Genomic DNA, 18,145 nt, shown 5'->3' on the forward strand with positions numbered 1-18,145 from the left:
GCTTATATTAAAGGTAACTTTATAAAAAAGGTACTTCCTTTATCTTTTTCACTTTCGGCGTATACTTCGCCCTGATGGTCTTCTACAATATTTTTCACGTATGCCAGCCCAAGACCGTGGCCTTTAACATTGTGAATGTTCCCGGTTGATTCCCGGTAAAATTTTTCAAAGATCCGCTTTAGCACCGCCTTACTCATTCCGGCACCTTTATCTGAGACACGTATAAGGATACTGTTCTTCACATTCTCCGTATACACATCGATCTCCGGCTTTTCAGGCGAATATTTATTGGCGTTATCCAATACATTAACCAGAATATTGGCCAGGTGAAACTCATTCCCGAGGATCTCGGTTCTTTCGGCATCCAGGTGTAAGTTAATATGTCCGCCCCTGTTTTCTACCATAAGCTCGACATGTGCAACGGCCTCATCGATGAGTTCATGCACATCGACCTTATCCTTGGTAATATCCAGCTGGTTCTTTTCCAGACGAGAGATACGCAGTACATTCTCTACCTGTGCGTGCATACGCTTGTTCTCATCTTTGATCATTTGCAAATAGCGCATGACCTTGTCCTTATCTTCAAGCGTGCGTGGGTTCTTGATCGCGTCAAGCGCCAGGTTAATGGTCGCAATGGGCGTTTTGAACTCATGCGTCATATTATTGATAAAATCGGTCTTGATCTCCGAGATCTGTTTCTGACGAATAAGCTGGTATAGGGCACTTGAATAGGCTACGATAATGATCAGGGTGAACACGACAGACATCATGGCCATACCAAGGATCGACGAGATCAGAAACCGTTTCTTTTTCGGAAAGCCTATCAGCAGGTTATAACTACTGGAACCTTCACTATCCCGGAATATCGGGGTCTTGTACGAAGAGCTCTGCAAGCCCTGGAATCCGTCGGTCTTTACCCGGGTGGGCAAGCCGCGACTGTAGATCCCGAACTCATAATCGAGTTCCACCCCGTGATTGCGCAATTCCTGTTGCAGGACCAGGTCGATGTCTCTAACATCTACCCTGGAGTGAATCGGGAGTCGTTTCCCGCGTTCGCGAAACATCTCTTCCATAGCGATCCTGTCGATCTGATCGAGATTTCCGATCTTCTCTATACGCTCTACAGGGCTGTAAACTTTACCGTCTATTCCATATTCTTCCCGAACCACCTCGGTAGTTCTTCGGGAGGTGTAATTCTTTACGATCAGCGAATCTGTGCTGTTTTCAATGAACGAAGGGGGAATCTGATAATCTTCTTCCAGGATCCCATGCCTGTAAATAAAGGTCTCATTACTCCGGTCATCGGGAATGATCACCATGAACTCCTTGAACTTACTTACCTCAGAAAGGTCCAGGCTATCATGCAGCTTCAGGTAGTAATCCAGTGTTTCCCGAAACTCCTTCTCTTCCATCTTAGAGGCTACCTCCTGAAGTACCTGGGAGATGGTATTGGAAAATTGCTCTTCCTTATCTTCCACAGCAGTTTTGATCCAGTATCCCTGAACGAAGATTATTCCGATCAACGACAGGCTCATCAGGATCACCAAAAGGACAAATAAGCGTCTACTCATTTTGCCAAAATTAAGTGTTTGGAATCACCCCCGTTAAGGATTTAACCTCACCTTAACAAAAATGTTAAAATCTTTGATGTTTTTTAATTTTTAACATAAAGTTGGTGAATATTTTTCACTATTCGCAATGTTTCCTCCAATTCTATGTTTTCTATAACAATATCGGCCAGCGGAATCTTCTTTTCATCAGGCCATTGATTATTCATACGTTCCAGCACCTGTTCACGGCTGGCACGGTCTCTTTTGGTCACCCTGGAAATGCGTATTTCCCGGGGTGCTGTTACCAGGATCACCTTATCGCACTTTTCATTACCTCCCTGCTCGAACAAAATGGCAGCTTCGTAGATCACATAGGGGGCTTTTTGTGCCTTATACCAAGTATCAAACCTCTTGTGCACTGCAGGATGAATGATCCCATTGAGCTTATCGAGCATCTCCCGGTCTTTAAATACTACAGACGCGATATAGGCACGGTCCGGTCCATCATCATGATAAGCTTCCTTTCCCAACAAAGCACATATCGCCTCCTTCACCTCCTGATCGTGATCCATGATGCTTTTTGCTTCCTGATCGGCGATGAATACCGGAACACCTAAATCGCGAAACATGCCTGCTACTGTCGATTTTCCGCTCCCTATCCCTCCTGTTAATCCTACTATCATGACCTGTTTATTAAATATTCTACCTTGTTATCCAGTAGCGTTGCAGATCTTACGAATGATGGTTTTTCTGTGATATGGGGAAGTAAAAAAGGCTGGTCTGACCGGGTTTCCTTAAAATCGCATTCGACCCTGAACCCGGAAGGCACTAAACGCTTGAGGTCTGCAATATCGGCCTTACAAAGTACTCTTATGGCCGAAGGAAAGGTCTTGATACTTACCCCTTCCGGTACATTGGTCACCGATAAGGGTACTTCAAGCATCTTCTCTGAATATCGCGATACTTCTGCATTGATCACCACCTTTTGCTCATCAAACTTTAATTTTTTCAGGGAGTCGGGAATAAAGAGGCTCACCTCTCTTACAAAGTCTTCTTTTACCGAACGCAATACGATCTTTTCTGTAATTACACTGTCCATGGCAGAGACCATATCTTCCGGACCTCTTACCCATATACTGTCCGGCTCTACTTCTAGCGGAGTGGCATATTCATGGTCTTCCTGAAAAGTCACGGTCAGATCCGGAACTACTTTTACCTTTTTAGCAGCATTCGAACCAAGCGACAGCCATAAGGTATCTTTTAAGACCCGTCGGATCTCCAAGCCCTCCAGTTCTCCTTTCATTTGATTCTCCAAGTCGGTACGGGTGAGGTAATACCCTTGCTTACCCGCATTAAAAGACGACACATTAAGCGCCAGCTCCTTACCAAAGAACCGGTTGTTAAGCAAACGGTATCCGTTGGCATAAACACTGGCATCTACATAATGATCAGGGTCGCCAAGCAAAAGTTTTTCCTGGGGAACATTCACGTAAGCCACCTGCATTCTCACTGTAGTGATGTATTTCCCCGAAAGGGTGATCATGAGCCATATAAGGAAAGACAACAACAAAAATCCCAAAAAAACAAGGGATTTAGGTCTGCGTAATGCCTGGGAAACCTTTTTCACGAATAGCGATTTTAATTAAAGAAAAGATTTGGAAAGACCTGTTTCGGGTCCTTTCGCAGTAAATTAACTAAAATATGAGAGTATACAAAGGCCAAACCGTATCCTGTAAATTGCACCAGCACGGCGACAACGGCCATTAGCGCTACCTTGGGCGAACCTTCTTTTCTAAGGGCATCTGCGAATACGGCAACGAAATACGCACCATAAGCGAGTAATGGCAGATACCAACCCAACAAGGCGGCAAAGAGGGATATCAACAGTCCGAGCACAAAAACCGTCGGAAACCAGTAAGTGAGCTTTCGGGTATGAGGATGCCAGGAATTTAAGATCGGCCGCGTCTTTCCAAATTTCCTCACCTGTGTATAAAAGGTATTCCAGGAGATCCTGCGCTTATGAAACACATAGGCTTCCGGGAAGAGCCGGGTCTCGTATCCGGCCTTCCAGATCCTGATCGTGAGATCGGGATCTTCTCCGGGATGTATCGTACCGAATCCGCCGGTGCGTTCAAATGCCGCTTTAGAGATCCCCATATTGAAGCTCCTGGGCTGAAACTTGTTCACAGCCTTTTTACCACCGCGAATTCCTCCGGTGGTTAGTACCGAGGTCATAGCGTAGTTGATGGCTTTTTGCAGATCGGTGAACGAGGTGTGTGCAGCGTCAGGACCCCCGTAACAATCTACATAAGCCGTTCTAAGTTCCCTGTCTGCAGCCTGCAAATACGAAGGCGGTAACAGACAATCCGAATCGAGAATGATGAAGTAATTACCTCGCGCATGCCTCATACCATAATTACGAGAGTCTCCGGGTCCCGAGTTCTCCTTTTGATAATAGGAGATGTCAAGCAGGTTGTCAAATGCAGCAACCACCTCCCGGGCATCGAGGTCAGAGCCATCTTCCACGATAACCACCTCGAACGGAATATCCCCCTCCAGGGCGGTCATGGTCTCCAAAAGTTCCCTGATCTCCTGAGGCCTGTTATATACGGGGATAATAAAAGAATACGATAGATCCATAGCAGTAAAAAAATACTATTGGCGCCTAAGGCACCAATCCTTACAAAAATAGACATTATGGCATAAAAAAAGCCACCTTTGGGAAGGTGGCTTGTGGGATATTTTTTAAAATGAGTTACGACATGAACTTGTCCATAACCTCATTACTCACTCCGGTGTTCGAGAATCCTCCATCGTGGAAAAGATTCTGCATGGTTACCTTTTTAGTAAGGTCTGAGAACAGCGAAATGGTATAGTCTGCACAATCATCGGCAGTAGCATTCCCCAGAGGCGACATCATATCTGCATACGCCAGGAATCCGTCAAATCCTTTAACCCCTTGTCCGGCCGTGGTAGGAGTCGGAGACTGAGAAATAGTGTTTACACGAACCTTTTTGTCTTTACCGAAGAAGTATCCAAAACTTCTTGCGATCGACTCGAGGTACGCCTTGTTATCGGCCATATCATTGTAATCAGGGAAGGTACGTTGAGCAGCCATATAGGTAAGGGCTACTACACTACCCCACTCGTTCATAGCATCTTTCTTATAGAGCGTTTGACACACCTTGTGGAAAGAAAGCGCTGAAACGTCCCATCCTTTTTCTGTAAAACTGTAGTTCTCGTCGGTATAGGCGCGGCCTTTTCTAACGTTTACAGACATACCGATAGAGTGCAGCACAAAATCGAGCTTTCCTCCAAGGATCTCCATAGACTTCTCTACGAGATTCTCAAGATCTTCTATATTGGTCGCATCGGCCGGGATGATCTCTGCTCCGGTCATTTCTGCCAATTCCTTGATCTTACCCATACGCATGGCAATAGGCGCATTGGTCAAAACGAACTGAGCTCCTTCTTCATGAGCCCTTACAGCTGTTTTCCACGCGATCGAATTCTCATCAAGAGCTCCGAAGATGATCCCTCTTTTCCCTTTTAATAAGTTGTAAGCCATATACTTAATTGTTAATTTCTGTTATCAGTTGTTTATTGAGGGTTCAAAAATATTGAAATTATTCTTAAAACCTTGAGTGAAGCGCACAATTCTAAGGGCTTGGGCATCGCAAAAGCCTATTCTTTTACGGCCAGTAATTCCTTGGCATGAGCCAGTGCAGAATCGGTCAGGGTCTTCCCGCCCAGCATTTCTGCCAATTCTTCAACGCGTTCCTCATCGCTCAGTTCCTTGATCCCGGTAACGGTTCGCCCATTGGCCTCTGCCTTAAACACCTTAAATTGCCGGTTACCCCGCGCTGCTACCTGAGGGAGGTGCGTAATGGTGAACACCTGCATGGAAGCGCTCATTTTTTGCATGATCGCTGCCATTTTGTTAGACACCTCTCCCGACACTCCGGTATCGATCTCATCGAACATGATCGTAGGGAGCTTCATATATCCCGCCAGCATGGATTTGATCACCAGCATGATCCTCGACAATTCTCCCCCGGAAGCCACCTTCTTAAGTTCATTAAAGCTACCTCCTTTGTTGGCAGAAAAAAGGAATTCGAGTTCATCCATACCATTAGGTCTGAATTCATCAACCGGTACGATGGCCATATCAAAACGTGCATTGGGCATTCCCAAGGGCATAAGTGCTGTCTCCAACGCTTTCTTCAGACCGGGGATCACCTCGGTTCTTTTCACCCTAATGGCTTTGGCGGCGGTATGAAGCTCCTCCCTAAGGGCTGCAACCCTTGCCTCGGCCCTTGCGATCTCCTCGTCAAGTCCTTCGGTGGCCACTACCTTCTCTTCAAGGGCATCTCTGATCTCCATTAGTGTTTCTACTTCCTGCACCCCATGCTTCTTTTGCAGGTCATAGAGTTGTTGTAACCTGGTGTTTACCTGCTCAAGCAGGGCAGGATCGTCTTCCAAATTCCCCTCCAGGCCGATCAATTCATTCCCGGCATCATCGAGCTCGAGAAAAACCGATGCTATTCTTCCGGCCAGTTCTTTGTATTCCTCCCCAAAAGAAGCCAGCTTATTTACAGCATTCTTAAGGTCGGTAAGTTGGTTAAGGATGCCATATTGCTCTGCTTCGAGCAATTGTGTACCATAGCCTAACTGCTCTTTGATGAGCTCTACATTACTCAGGCGTTCGTACGTGCCTTCAAGCTCTTCAAGAAGTCCGGGTTCTAATTTTGCTTCGATGAGCTCATTGAGCAAAAACTGGTTGTAATCATGTTCCTTGATGGCCTGCTGTTTCTGCTCCTGCAATTGCATGAGTTGCTTTTCTTCTTTTCTGAAAGCGCGCAGTTTCTTTCTGTAATCCTGAAGCATGCCACCCACTCCGGCAACGGCATCGACAAACCTGAACTGAAAATCGTTCTCTGTAAGCCTCAGGGTTTGGTGTTGGGAGTGGATATCTACCAGCTGTTCCCCAAGTGATGCAAGAACGGTCAGGGTCACTGGGGTATCATTAATAAAAGCCCTTGATTTTCCACTAGGCAGGATCTCTCTCCTGATAATTGTTTGCTCCTCATAATCGAGATCTTCTTGCGCAAAGAATTCTGCCAGTTCGTAACCACGTACGTCAAAGGCTGCTTCCAGAACACATTTTGACTCCGGGTCCCTGAGACTGTTCAGGTCGGCTCGCTTCCCCAGGATCAGGGAGAGTCCGCCTAGGAGAATGGATTTTCCGGCCCCTGTTTCACCGGTTATGGTGATAAATCCCCCATCGAAATTCACTTGAAGTGTATCGATAAGGGCATAATTCTTAATACTTAGAGATCTTAGCAAGACTTAAAATTTTATCCCCAAATATAAAGGTATTTTACCCTCGAAAAAAAGAGATTTTACTTGATCCTTGACCAGGTATCAGTGTAAAGCGGAGCTATGTTTCCCAGAGTTTCGACCAGCTTGGCCGTATCCATGGCAGGACCACCGGAAAAGATATTGGCGATCTCATCAGATTTCGCGTCAAAGAAGGTTTGCAACACGAACGAATTAGGCCTGTTCTGATTCAAACGGGCAAATAAATTCATGGAAGCTGCAACAGACCGTTTTCCCAGCATCGGATTTTCTGCCATGTTGTCCATCCCTAGGCGGTGGTAATTATACAGCGCCAAACGGTATTCTCTAAAGGTATTCGACAACAGGTTATCGGTAAGCTCCCAACGGGTTCGGTTTCCGTCGGTTTGTTGCCAACCTGCAAATCCGCTTCCCTGCGCCAATCCTACGATATTCTGCGCCTGCTTGAAGAAGGGTGTTCCCCCTTCTCTTGAAAACGTATCTGCATCGATGCCAAGGATCACGTAGATATAATAGGTAAGCACGGCGGTGAGGTTCGAATCAAAAACATTAGGATTGAAGAACAACGGCTGAAATTCGACGTAATTAAAACTGAATTGTTTATCGCGGTGATTAAAAACCGGCGATTGGTAATTGCTGTTAAACACCTCTCGATTAGACTGTATCTGGAGGGTACCGTTAAAGCTGCTGTTCTCGTAATCGGTAATGGTTAACAGCATGCTGCACTCTATTCTTTTTTCGGGCTCCACCTGCATGTTGGTCCATCGCGTGCGGTTTACGAAGTCGTTCAGGGAGCGCTCGAGGGTTCTGAAGATCTGCTGATTGGTCTGATCTACCTGATCGGAATTTACAATTACGGTGCAGTTAATTTCCTGTGCAAAGGCACAATAACCAAAGATCAGGAATAAAAGGAAGTTAATTCTCTTGAGCATTTAAGCGCAGCAGGATTTGGTTAAAGATATCGGCTGCCACTTCGGTCTTTGACTTCAGGGCAAACGGCACAGACTTTCCGCGGTTATCGATAAAAGTAATTTTATTTGTCGGTTTATCAAAACCGGCTCCTTCATCATTTAACGAATTTAACACGATAGCATCAAGGTGCTTGCGCTCGAGCTTCCCTTGTGCATTTTCCATCTCATTCTCCGTTTCCAGTGCAAAACCTACCAGGTATTGCCCCTGTTTTGCTTTACCCAGGGATGCCAATATATCTTGTGTAGGCTCCAGGGCGATCTCCATTTTGGCGGTCTTCTTTTTGATCTTTTGGTCTGCAACCTTTGAAGGACGGAAATCGGCTACTGCCGCCGCCATGACCACAATATCGGTATGGGGATAGTACTCATGAACCTTTTCGTACATATCTCTGGCCGTTACCACCCTAACCAGGGTAATTTCTGTATTGGCCACTTCAAGATGGGTCGGTCCGGAAATAAGGGTAACCTCAGCACCCATATCGGCTGCGCAGTGCGCCAGTTCAAAGCCCATTTTTCCGGAGGCGCGATTCCCGATAAACCGCACCGGATCGATGGGTTCATGCGTCGGCCCGGCCGTGATCAAGACCTTTTTACCGAATAACGGAGCCTGACGCTTAAGATGATCACAAATAAAAGCAACAATATCATCAGGTTCTGCCATACGCCCCTCACCCACTAGTCCGCTGGCTAGCTCGCCGGTGCCGGCAGGGATCACCGTATTGCCGAAGGATCTTAATTTCTCAAGTGATTTTGATGTGGAGGGATGCTTGTACATATCCAGGTCCATAGCCGGGGCTACAAAAACCGGACATTTAGCAGAAAGGTATGTGGCCAGCAAGAGATTATCGCAAACCCCATTGGACATTTTCGAAAGTGTATTGGCAGTAGCGGGAGCTACCACCATCAGGTCTGCCCATAGCCCAAGGTCTACATGACTGTTCCATACATCGTTCTCATCTTCTTCATTTACAAAAGATGACAACACCGGATGTTTAGACAATGTAGAAAGCGTTAAAGGGGTAACGAATTCTTTAGCACTCTCCGTCATTACCACTTTAACGCTTGCTCCGGCCTTGATAAGTGATCTTACCAAAATGGCCGATTTATATGCGGCTATACCACCGGATATTCCAAGTAGAACTTTTTTGCCGCTAAGTATGGACATGCCCTACTCTTTTTCTGTGTTTCTGTAATAGATCTTATCGTTAAGCCACTCCTCGATAGCCATGGCATGAGGCTTAGGAAGCTTTTCGTAGAATTTAGAAACTTCAATTTGCTCCTTATTCTCAAAGATCTCCTCGAGACTGTCGGTATAGGTTGCAAACTCTTCGAGCTTTTCGATAAGTTCCTTTTTAATTTCTGCATTGATCTGGTTTGCTCTCTTAGCAACCACAGAAATAGCCTCGTAGATATTTTCTGTAGGGGTATCCACCTCATTACGGTTATAAGTAATGGTAGAAACCGGTGCTTCAGAATTTCTAAGTTCGCTCATGATCTTCGTTATTTACTAAATTGTTCTAATTCACTCTGTATATCGGCCAGCATTTTATCGGCCTCTTCGCGATAACTACCCTCAGGATAATCCTTTATGAGGGTCTCATAGGTAGCTACAGCGTTATTATATCGCTCTTCCCTCTTACTTAAAATACTGTTCGAGGCAAGGTTATATTCTGCAAGATACTTATTAAAAAGCGCATCTTCACGGTATGCTGAACCGGGATGATCTTTTAAAAATAACTCAAAAGCCTTTATCGAACCAAAATAATCGGATATGGTGTTGTATTGTTTCGCTATTTCAAAAGCTTTCTTATCCAGCTTATTTCTAAGCTCCTGCACCATGGCATTGGCTTCTTCCTGGTGCTGGGATTGAGGATACGAATTTATAAAAGCCTGCAATCCAGTTAAAGCCTCCCGTGTTAATTCCTGATCCAGACTGTATTTCGGAGCGGTAAGAAACTTACTCTTTGCACCCAAAAAAGAAGCTTCTTCTGCTTTTTCACTCTTTGGGTATGACTTCGAAAAACGTTCGAACTGGTAGGAAGACTGATAGTACTGACCTACCTGGTAATAACTGTCTGCATAGAAATAGATCAATCGCTCTCCCTGTGGCTTACCAATATAGTTAGGAACGATCTGGTCAAAAAGCCTTAAGGCCTTTCTGTGATCACCTTCATTATACAGCTTTTCAGCCATATCGTATTTCTGCTTCATATCATCTTCCTTGAGCACTTTCTGATACTCACTACATGAAGACAATAGCACAGTGGTCAATATACCGGCAATAAGGGGTAGGTACTTTTTAATCATCGGGCAAAATTAGATAAATATCTTAAAATTAAAAAACTATTTAATCCGTACTAAAAGTAAAACAGGCAAGTTAAAGTTAAAACAGATTAATACAACTTTAACGCCCGCCTGTATTTTGGCAATTTAGCATAAAAAAAGGCTTTAACAAGGATATTGCTAAAACCTTTCCATGTATTTGTTCATGTCCCGGATCAGGTAAATGCCGTACCTACCTGAAGGTATCTGGAGATCCTGGAACGCAATTCTGAAGTTGCCACTACCAAAGGGAGGCGAACCTCAGCACTCTCGACAATATCAAGTTGTTCCAGTACCGCTTTGATCCCGGCAGGATTCCCTTCCTCAAAAATAAGATCGATAATATCCATGAGATCGTAATGGAGGGCATTGGCCTTCTCGAGATTACCCTCGAGCGCTGCATTGACCATAGCAGTGAACTTTTCGGGAAGTCCTTGTGCGATAACCGAGATCACTCCTGCCCCTCCGCTAAGCGTCATAGGCAAGGTAAGCATATCGTCTCCTGAGATCACCATAAAATCATCCGGCACACCTTTAAGCAATCTAAAAGCCTGAACAAGGTCACCCGCAGCTTCTTTAATACCGATGATGTTGCCAAATTTCTCTGCCAGACGAATTACGGTTTCCGGGAGCATATTAGACCCGGTTCTGCCCGGAACATTATAAAGGATAACCGGCAGTGGGGAGTTCAGGGCTACCTGCTCGAAATGCTTATAAATACCTTCCTGCGTAGGTTTGTTATAATAAGGAGATACCGATAATACGGCATCGAAACCATTAAGCGCTTCTTTGTTGAGCGCTTTTACAACGGCCGCGGTATTATTACCGCCTACACCCAAAACAAGAGGCAAACGGCCGGCATTAACCCGAATCACGGTATCCTTCACCAATTGCTGCTCTTCTGCGGTAAGGGTAGCCGGCTCTCCGGTAGTTCCCAATACCACGAGGTAGTCGACACCTCCGGCAACAGCATACTCCACCAAACGCTCCAGTGAGCGCACATCAACACTTAGATCGTGCCTGAACGGTGTAACCAGCGCTACACCTGTTCCTGTAAATGATTTCATCCTTACAATTTATTTAAGATCCTTAAATACTTTACCAACTCTTTCTGAAACCCCTCCAGATCATTCTCTCCAACCATTAGGGTAAGATCATTGATACCGGAATTAGCCTCACCAAGACCTACCTTAAAGGAAGCCCTTGTCAACACCGAAACCAAATGCATCACACTTTCAGCACCTGAATAATAATTCACCAACAGGTCGTAATCCCGGGTTAAAAACTCCTTTGCTTCAGGCGTCCGGACCGTACCATTAGACTTTACAGAACTTGAAGCGAACACAGGAATAAGGTAATTCACATTCTTATACACCTTTTCTACGTGCCCCAGGATGTAAACACTGTTGTTGTCTACACCCAAAGCTGATGCCAAATTCATTAACGGCTTAAAATCGGAAAGCTTATCGTAATCGATAATGATCGCCAGGGTATTAATCCCCTTTTTATCCGTATTGCCAGGAACCACGGCATTTCCGAGCTCCTTTTTAATGATTTTATTTATGGCCTTTTCCTTTAAACTCCTGAAAATCATCTATCTTTAAGATTTGGAGACAAAGGTAAAATTTTAATGGTTATCGTTCTCAAATTTACAACAGTCATGCGTATTTTTTTGAAACATTTTGTTGTATTTATAACACTTGTAGGTGTTGTAAGTTGCAAGCAAGAAAACAAACATTTGGAAAAGGTCTCCTGGGAAGAGATCGAAGTTACTGAAGTACTGGAAAAGCCAGACAGCCTGGAGCAATTTGTAGCTCCTTACAGGAAACACCTCGATTCGGTATTGGCAGAACCCCTGTGCTATGCCCCTACCACCTTATCGAAGAGCGACGGCCAATACAATACAGCCATAGGAAATCTGCTCTGCGATATCATTTACGAACAAGGCGCTCCGATCTTCGAATCGCGAACAGGGAAAAAGATCGATATGGTCCTGATCAACCACGGTGGGATACGCGCTGTGATCTCACAAGGCCCCGTAACCCGCAGAACAGCCTATGAGGTCATGCCTTTTGAAAACACCATCAACGTACTGGAGATAAGCAGCGAGAAACTAAATGAAATGGTTGACTACCTCGTACGATCAAATCGCCCGCACCCATTTAGCGGACTCACCATTTCGATCAATGAGAACGGAGAGCTTCTGGAATACAAGGTGAACGGCCGTGATCCCAAAAAAGGAGACACCTATTTTGTAGCAACCTCCAACTACCTCGCTAACATGGGCGACAATATGAAATTCTTTGGCAACCCCATACAGCGTTATGAATTGGATTATCTCATTCGCAATGCAATGATCGATTATTTTGAAAAGACCGACACCCTTCGGGCAGCGACAGACAAGCGATTCGCTATTATTAATTAAGCTGAGACCGTTATGAAAAGAAGAACATTTATAAAACAGACCCTGGCCGGTTCGGTAATTTTAGGATCGGGAGCCCTGGGATGGCAAAGTTGCAAGACCGACCCAAAACAGTACCACGTTACCATATTGCACACTAACGATGTACACAGTCATATAGACCCCTTCCCGGCCGACCACGCACAATACGCCAATATGGGAGGAGTGGCAAGACGCGCTTCCCTTATCGAACAGATACGCCGGGAGAATCCTAACAACCTCTTACTTGATGCCGGAGACATCTTCCAGGGCACACCCTACTTCAACTTCTATGGAGGAGAACTCGAATTTAAGCTCATGAGCAAACTGGGTTATGATGTAGCTACCCTGGGAAATCATGATTTCGACAACGGCATAGAAGGGTTTTATGCCCAGCTACCCCATGCAAAATTTCCTTTTGTAAACGCTAATTACGATTTTTCGAATACGGTACTCGACGGACTCGTATCTCCTTACAAGACCTTTCAAAGAGGAGCCATTAAGATCGGTGTGTTCGGATTGGGCATACAGCTCGAAGGCCTGGTAAATTCCAAACACTACAAGGAAACCAAATATTTAGACCCTGTTGAGATATCACAAGACATGACCCGCATTCTTCGTGAAGAGGAACAATGTGACCTCATCATCTGCCTGTCTCACCTCGGATATGCTTACGAGTCTGATAAGGTAAGTGATCGTACCCTGGCCGCTCAAAGCCGCAATATCGATCTGATCATAGGAGGACACACGCACACCTTTATGGAACAACCCGAGATCGTAAAAGACCTGGACGGAGAATCAGTTGTGATCAACCAGGCAGGGTGCCATGGTATTCTTGTGGGTCGGGTAGATTTCTTCTTCGAACAGGGAAAGAAAAAAACAGGCGCAGAGGTTATATACGTTTAAAGTCAAACTCATCTACAAAACGCATCAGGAAAAAGTAACCTGCCGCAGTCGCAAATGAAAAGGAGATCTCAAAGATCAAGGCCGGTGTTACGTAATAATACATTCCCATTACGATATAACGCCCCACAAAGGTAAGTGCCACGATCACCAGATAGAGAAACACCTTTTGCTCATCATTAAAGAACTTGATAAGCGTAATGATAAAATAGACGCTTAAAAGTATCGCATAGGCCATAATATACGGATAGGATTCACCCATCTGTGCTCCGAAGATATCTTTCATACTATAATTAAAGTAAATGAGCCACAAGGCGATAAACGGGATGGCTGAAAAGAGAATACGCTTCACATTAAAATCTTCCATACAACGGTAGCATATATATGAAATGATGAGATGACCGATCGAATACCCTATCAGGATAATAGGCGCTATAACAGGAGTCGTCCAGGGCTGAAGCACATCGGCAATGTAGTATCCTCCAAGGATTGCCCACACCCACCCACTTAGTTTGGAATGACGACTGGCGTAAAAACCAAAAACCAACGGAAGCAATCCGAGCCGGAGCAGATCCCTCACCGGCTCCCACTCAAAAACTGTAGCCAGCATGTAGAGCAGGCTTAACAGTAAATACCACTTCCATTGTAAGAATTTTTTCATTCGAGCATATTCATGAATTCTTCTTCGCTGATGATTGGAACATCCAGTTTTTCTGCCTTCTCACGTTTGCTTGGCCCCATTTTATCACCGGCGACCAAATACGTGGTCTTCGAAGAGATGGAAGAAGCTACTTTACCCCCATTGTCCTCAATAAGTTTTTTGAGGTCGTTCCTGCTAATTTCGGCAAACACTCCGGAAACCACAAAATTCATTCCCTTGAAACGCTCGCTCGACGGAACTCCTTCTCCTTCAGGCATCTCTAATTTAACACCATAATTGCGAAGACGTTCTACAATTTCGATATTTTTTTCATTTTTAAAGAATTCTACTACACTTTCAGCGATCTTGATCCCGATCTCATCTACAGCGACCAATTGCGCTACATCTGCTTTTGCAAGAGCATCAACCGTCCGGAAGTTTCTGGCGAGCTTCTTGGCAACGGTTTCGCCTACAAATCGAATTCCCAAAGCAAAGAGCACGCGCTCAAAGGGAATTTCCCTGGAATTCGCGATACCCATGATCAGATTCTCTGCCGATTTCTCTGCCATGCGCTCCAACGGGATCACCTGCTCTTTTGTAAGTTCATAAAGATCGGCGTAATTTTCAATGAGCCCCTCCTTGAACAGCAATTCTACAGTTTCTCCACCAAGCCCTTCTATATCCATAGCCTTTCTGGAAATAAAATGCTGGATCCTCCCGGTGATCTGGGGCGGACACCCATAAGTGTTCGGGCAGTAGTGTTGTGCTTCCCCTTCCTTTCGCACCAGGGCAGTACCACATTCAGGGCATTCAGAGATATAATTGGTAGGCAGCATTTCTTTGGATCGCTTGGAAAAATCGACTCCCGTGATCTTAGGAATGATCTCCCCACCCTTTTCAACATATACGGTATCACCCTCCCTGACATCCAGTTTCTGGATCTGGTCGGCGTTGTGGAGCGAAGCCCTTTTTACGGTAGTTCCTGCAAGAAGCACCGGCTTAAGATTGGCAACAGGAGTTATGGCACCTGTTCGCCCCACCTGGTAGGAAATATGCTCCAAAATGGTTGCAGCCTGCTCTGCCTTAAACTTGTACGCCATGGCCCATCGCGGCGATTTGGCGGTATAACCCAACTCTTCTTGCTGGTTCAGATCATTGACCTTAACAACGACCCCATCGATCTCATAGGGCAGCTCATGACGATGCTGCTCCCAATGATCTACATACGCAAGAACCTCTTTCAGATTCTTACAATGTGTTGCTGCTTCCGGAACCTTAAACCCCCATTCCCGGGCTTTCTCCAAGCCCTCATACTGGGTGGTCACACCCAGGTTATTACCGGCCAGGTTGTACAGGAAACATTCCAGCGGTCGTTTTGCCACCTCTGAACTATCCTGCAGCTTTAAACTCCCACTAGCCGTATTTCTCGGATTCATATACGGATCTTCCCCTTCGGCAATACGCTCGGCATTCATCTTAGCGAAGCCCTCTAATGGCAGAATGATCTCTCCCCGGATATCAAAACGCTCAGGATGATCGCCACCCTTAAGCGTTAATGGCACAGATCGAATGGTACGCACATTATTGGTGACATCGTCGCCCTGCATTCCATCACCACGTGTTACTGCTCGCACCAACTCCCCATTTTCATAGGTAAGACTAATCGAAGCGCCATCGTATTTAAGCTCACAGGTAAACGACACATTGGCCGCACCCAGCACACGCTCAATTCGCTTCTCCCAATCTTCGAGGTCTTCGCGGGAATACGAATTATCAAGCGAATACATTCGATGCTCATGAGCAACAGTCTCGAACTTTTTGGTAACAGCACCCCCAACGCGCACCGTTGGTGAATTGGGATCGTACATCTCAGGATGTGCTGCTTCGAGTTGTTGCAATTCACGAAGTTTCATATCGAACTCGTAATCGCTTATTTCGGGAGTATCTAATACGTAGTACAGGTAGTTGTGTTTGCTGAGTTCTTCTCTCAGCGCTTTGATCTTCTGGATCGCGTCCATATGGTTATACTCGATCTTTGGTGATGCGAATTCGGGCATCTTGAGCCTTCCAGTTTCGCATTGATGTTAACAATTCATTCTTTGATTCACTCTCTAAGAGTCGGCTTCGGAATTGCGGCTTTAAGAGGCCATGGGCAACCATATGATCCAGCAGGGCAAAAAGATGGTCATAGTACCCTCCGCAATTCAATACTCCTACAGGCTTATGATGCAGACCTAACTGAGACCAGGTGATGATCTCAAAAAGCTCCTCCAGGGTTCCGAATCCTCCGGGAAGGGTTATGAACCCATCTGCTCTTTCATTCATGATAAGCTTACGCTCATGCATATTTTCTGTTGTCACCAGCTCTGTTAGTCTGGTGTGCACCACTTCTTCTTTCTTTAAAAATTCAGGGATCACCCCCGTTACAGTTCCGCCGGCATCAAGCACACCATCGGCAACACATCCCATAAGGCCATTCTTACCACCCCCGTAAACAAGTCGGATCTCCTCACGGGCCAGGAGTTGCCCCAGGCCATATGCTTCTTCCCTAAAAGACGCTTCATTCCCGGGAGCACTTCCGCAAAACACTGCTATACTCTTCATTTTACAGCTTTTATCATTCTGAAATTACCTAACAGATCTTTCCTGAGCTCCACTTCAGTAAATCCGGTCTCCCGCAACAAGGCTTCTGTTTCCGGACCAAGATACTGATTGATCTCAAAATAAAGTCGCCCCCCTTTCAATAAATTGGCATAGGCCAGGGATGCGATCTTCCGGTAAAAGATCAACGGATCGTCATCAGACACAAAAAGTGCCGACCCCGGCTCATGATCCAAAACATGAGGTGCGATCTCTTCTTTTTCAAGGTTTCTTACATAGGGCGGATTGGACACGATCACCTCGTAAGACGGGTCATCCTCCCGGTCACGAAGATCAGCCAGCGAGGCAACCTCCAGAATATCCTTTTGCAAAAACCGTACTTCTGCCCCCTGTTCCCTTGCATTTTCACGAGCTACTTTAAGTGCTTCTGTACTCACATCTACGGCATCGATATTGACCTTTTCAAACGCTTTTGCCAGGGCAATGGCGATACACCCTGACCCGGTACCAATATCGAGTATTGCAGCTCCGGGCACAACACCATCGCCGGTGATCCAGGCTACCAACTCTTCGGTTTCCTGCCGCGGAATTAAGGTATGTTTATTTACCTGTAAATGCATCCCCCCGAACCAGGCCCTTCCCAAGATGTATTGCAGAGGCTCATGAGCCAACAATCGTTCAACCACCTGTTGCAGACACAGGAGATCTTCGCTTTCTAAGACTTCTGAACGCCTCAGGCTCATCTCAAAAGGCTTGTAACCCAGCACTTCGGTTATCATAACCTTACACAAAGAAGAAGCCTCTTCCCTGCCGTAAATAGCAGTAAGCGCTTCGGTAGTTTGACGTTGAAAGGTTTCGAGGTTCATAGGCTGGTCAGAGATCTTTTAGCAACCAAACAGGGCAGGCCGAATGCCCTGTATCGCCCATGGGTTTATCAATATAACGAAAGCCGTTCTTTACATATAGCTTTTGAGCCTGCTTCATATACGGCATGGTTTCTATGTACATCTGTTCAAATCCGAACTTACGTGCATAATCCATACACGCCAGGATCATTTGCCTGCCATACCCCTTTCCTCTTACTTCGGAACGGAAGTACATTTTTTGAAGCTCACAAACCGGTCCGTCATAATTCTCGAGTTGTGCCACTCCAACACCGCCCAAAACAACACCGTCTTGCTCGAGCACCAGGTAAACGGCCCTATCGGTGTTGTAGGTCTCGTACATTTCGTCCACTGCAGGGTCGGCATAGGCCGTACCTACCTTTGGCACTCCAAGTTCTTCGAGCACGGTGCGAAGCACGGTTGCCACTTGTTTATTATCTTCCGGCTGTATTTCTCTTATCACTATGCTACTCATA

At 45.6% G+C, this 18,145-nt stretch carries 19 protein-coding genes; 2 read left to right on the forward strand and 17 right to left on the reverse strand.

Features of this window, described 5'->3' with window-relative positions; translation table 11 throughout:
* Nucleotides 1-2: 2 nt before the first annotated feature.
* The 12 genes from IS446_RS12730 to IS446_RS12785 form a co-directional block, all read right to left on the reverse strand.
* Nucleotides 3-1,571, reverse strand: a complete 1,569-nt coding sequence (locus IS446_RS12730) for a sensor histidine kinase (RefSeq protein ID WP_203061127.1) — start codon at nt 1,569-1,571, stop codon at nt 3-5.
* Between the two features lie 83 nt (nt 1,572-1,654).
* The gene (coaE, locus tag IS446_RS12735) at nt 1,655-2,233 is read right to left on the reverse strand and encodes a dephospho-CoA kinase (RefSeq protein ID WP_203061128.1); all 579 of its coding nucleotides are present in this window, start codon (nt 2,231-2,233) and stop codon (nt 1,655-1,657) included.
* Nucleotides 2,230-3,177: a CdaR family protein gene (locus IS446_RS15445; RefSeq protein WP_203061129.1), complete on the reverse strand. Its 948-nt coding sequence runs from the start codon at nt 3,175-3,177 to the stop codon at nt 2,230-2,232. The genes coaE and IS446_RS15445 overlap by 4 nt, the downstream gene beginning before the upstream one ends.
* Nucleotides 3,178-3,188: 11 nt before the next feature.
* Complete coding sequence (locus IS446_RS12745) at nt 3,189-4,190, reverse strand: glycosyltransferase (RefSeq protein ID WP_203061130.1); 1,002 nt, start codon at nt 4,188-4,190, stop codon at nt 3,189-3,191.
* A gap of 115 nt (nt 4,191-4,305) precedes the next feature.
* Nucleotides 4,306-5,118 (reverse strand): enoyl-ACP reductase FabI, encoded by an 813-nt coding sequence (locus tag IS446_RS12750; RefSeq protein ID WP_203061131.1) that lies wholly within the window; start codon nt 5,116-5,118, stop codon nt 4,306-4,308.
* A gap of 116 nt (nt 5,119-5,234) precedes the next feature.
* Complete coding sequence (recN, locus tag IS446_RS12755) at nt 5,235-6,896, reverse strand: DNA repair protein RecN (RefSeq protein ID WP_203061132.1); 1,662 nt, start codon at nt 6,894-6,896, stop codon at nt 5,235-5,237.
* A gap of 56 nt (nt 6,897-6,952) precedes the next feature.
* On the reverse strand, nt 6,953-7,840 hold the full coding sequence (gene porD, locus IS446_RS12760; protein ID WP_203061133.1) for a type IX secretion system protein PorD: 888 nt from the start codon (nt 7,838-7,840) through the stop codon (nt 6,953-6,955).
* The gene (coaBC, locus tag IS446_RS12765) at nt 7,824-9,044 is read right to left on the reverse strand and encodes a bifunctional phosphopantothenoylcysteine decarboxylase/phosphopantothenate--cysteine ligase CoaBC (protein ID WP_203061134.1); all 1,221 of its coding nucleotides are present in this window, start codon (nt 9,042-9,044) and stop codon (nt 7,824-7,826) included. Before coaBC ends, porD begins: the two co-directional genes overlap by 17 nt.
* 3 nt (nt 9,045-9,047) lie before the next feature.
* Nucleotides 9,048-9,371, reverse strand: a complete 324-nt coding sequence (locus tag IS446_RS12770; protein ID WP_203061135.1) for a DNA-directed RNA polymerase subunit omega — start codon at nt 9,369-9,371, stop codon at nt 9,048-9,050.
* Nucleotides 9,372-9,379: 8 nt separating this feature from the next.
* Nucleotides 9,380-10,186, reverse strand: a complete 807-nt coding sequence (locus tag IS446_RS12775; RefSeq protein WP_203061136.1) for an outer membrane protein assembly factor BamD — start codon at nt 10,184-10,186, stop codon at nt 9,380-9,382.
* Between the two features lie 191 nt (nt 10,187-10,377).
* Entirely contained in the window at nt 10,378-11,268 is an 891-nt protein-coding gene (dapA, locus tag IS446_RS12780) for a 4-hydroxy-tetrahydrodipicolinate synthase (protein WP_203061137.1), read from the reverse strand.
* A gap of 2 nt (nt 11,269-11,270) precedes the next feature.
* Nucleotides 11,271-11,795: a DUF6913 domain-containing protein gene (locus tag IS446_RS12785; RefSeq protein ID WP_203061138.1), complete on the reverse strand. Its 525-nt coding sequence runs from the start codon at nt 11,793-11,795 to the stop codon at nt 11,271-11,273.
* A gap of 66 nt (nt 11,796-11,861) precedes the next feature.
* Here IS446_RS12785 and IS446_RS12790 point away from each other — a divergent pair, with 66 nt between their 5' ends.
* Together IS446_RS12790 and IS446_RS12795 are read left to right on the forward strand one after the other, a co-directional pair.
* Nucleotides 11,862-12,626: a 5'-nucleotidase C-terminal domain-containing protein gene (locus IS446_RS12790; RefSeq protein WP_235996493.1), complete on the forward strand. Its 765-nt coding sequence runs from the start codon at nt 11,862-11,864 to the stop codon at nt 12,624-12,626.
* A 12-nt stretch (nt 12,627-12,638) separates the two neighbouring features.
* Nucleotides 12,639-13,547, forward strand: coding sequence for a bifunctional metallophosphatase/5'-nucleotidase (locus IS446_RS12795; protein ID WP_203061140.1), 909 nt, complete (start codon nt 12,639-12,641; stop codon nt 13,545-13,547).
* Here IS446_RS12795 and IS446_RS12800 read toward each other — a convergent pair.
* From IS446_RS12800 to IS446_RS12820, 5 genes are read right to left on the reverse strand one after another with little or no spacing between them, the layout of a single operon-like run.
* Nucleotides 13,534-14,205, reverse strand: coding sequence for a hypothetical protein (locus IS446_RS12800; RefSeq protein WP_203061141.1), 672 nt, complete (start codon nt 14,203-14,205; stop codon nt 13,534-13,536). The two genes, IS446_RS12795 and IS446_RS12800, sit on opposite strands and share 14 nt — an antisense overlap.
* Complete coding sequence (ligA, locus tag IS446_RS12805; protein WP_203061185.1) at nt 14,202-16,202, reverse strand: NAD-dependent DNA ligase LigA; 2,001 nt, start codon at nt 16,200-16,202, stop codon at nt 14,202-14,204. The genes IS446_RS12800 and ligA overlap by 4 nt, the downstream gene beginning before the upstream one ends.
* 4 nt (nt 16,203-16,206) lie before the next feature.
* Nucleotides 16,207-16,788, reverse strand: a complete 582-nt coding sequence (locus IS446_RS12810) for an LOG family protein (protein WP_203061142.1) — start codon at nt 16,786-16,788, stop codon at nt 16,207-16,209.
* A complete protein-coding gene (gene prmC, locus IS446_RS12815) occupies nt 16,785-17,651 on the reverse strand; it encodes a peptide chain release factor N(5)-glutamine methyltransferase (protein WP_203061143.1) in 867 nt (288 codons plus the stop codon). Before prmC ends, IS446_RS12810 begins: the two co-directional genes overlap by 4 nt.
* Before the next feature lie 7 nt (nt 17,652-17,658).
* Complete coding sequence (locus tag IS446_RS12820) at nt 17,659-18,144, reverse strand: GNAT family N-acetyltransferase (RefSeq protein ID WP_203061144.1); 486 nt, start codon at nt 18,142-18,144, stop codon at nt 17,659-17,661.
* Nucleotide 18,145 lies beyond the last annotated feature (1 nt).

This window comes from Robertkochia sediminum (assembly GCF_016786255.1).
Taxonomy (GTDB): Bacteria; Bacteroidota; Bacteroidia; order Flavobacteriales; family Flavobacteriaceae; genus Robertkochia; species Robertkochia sediminum.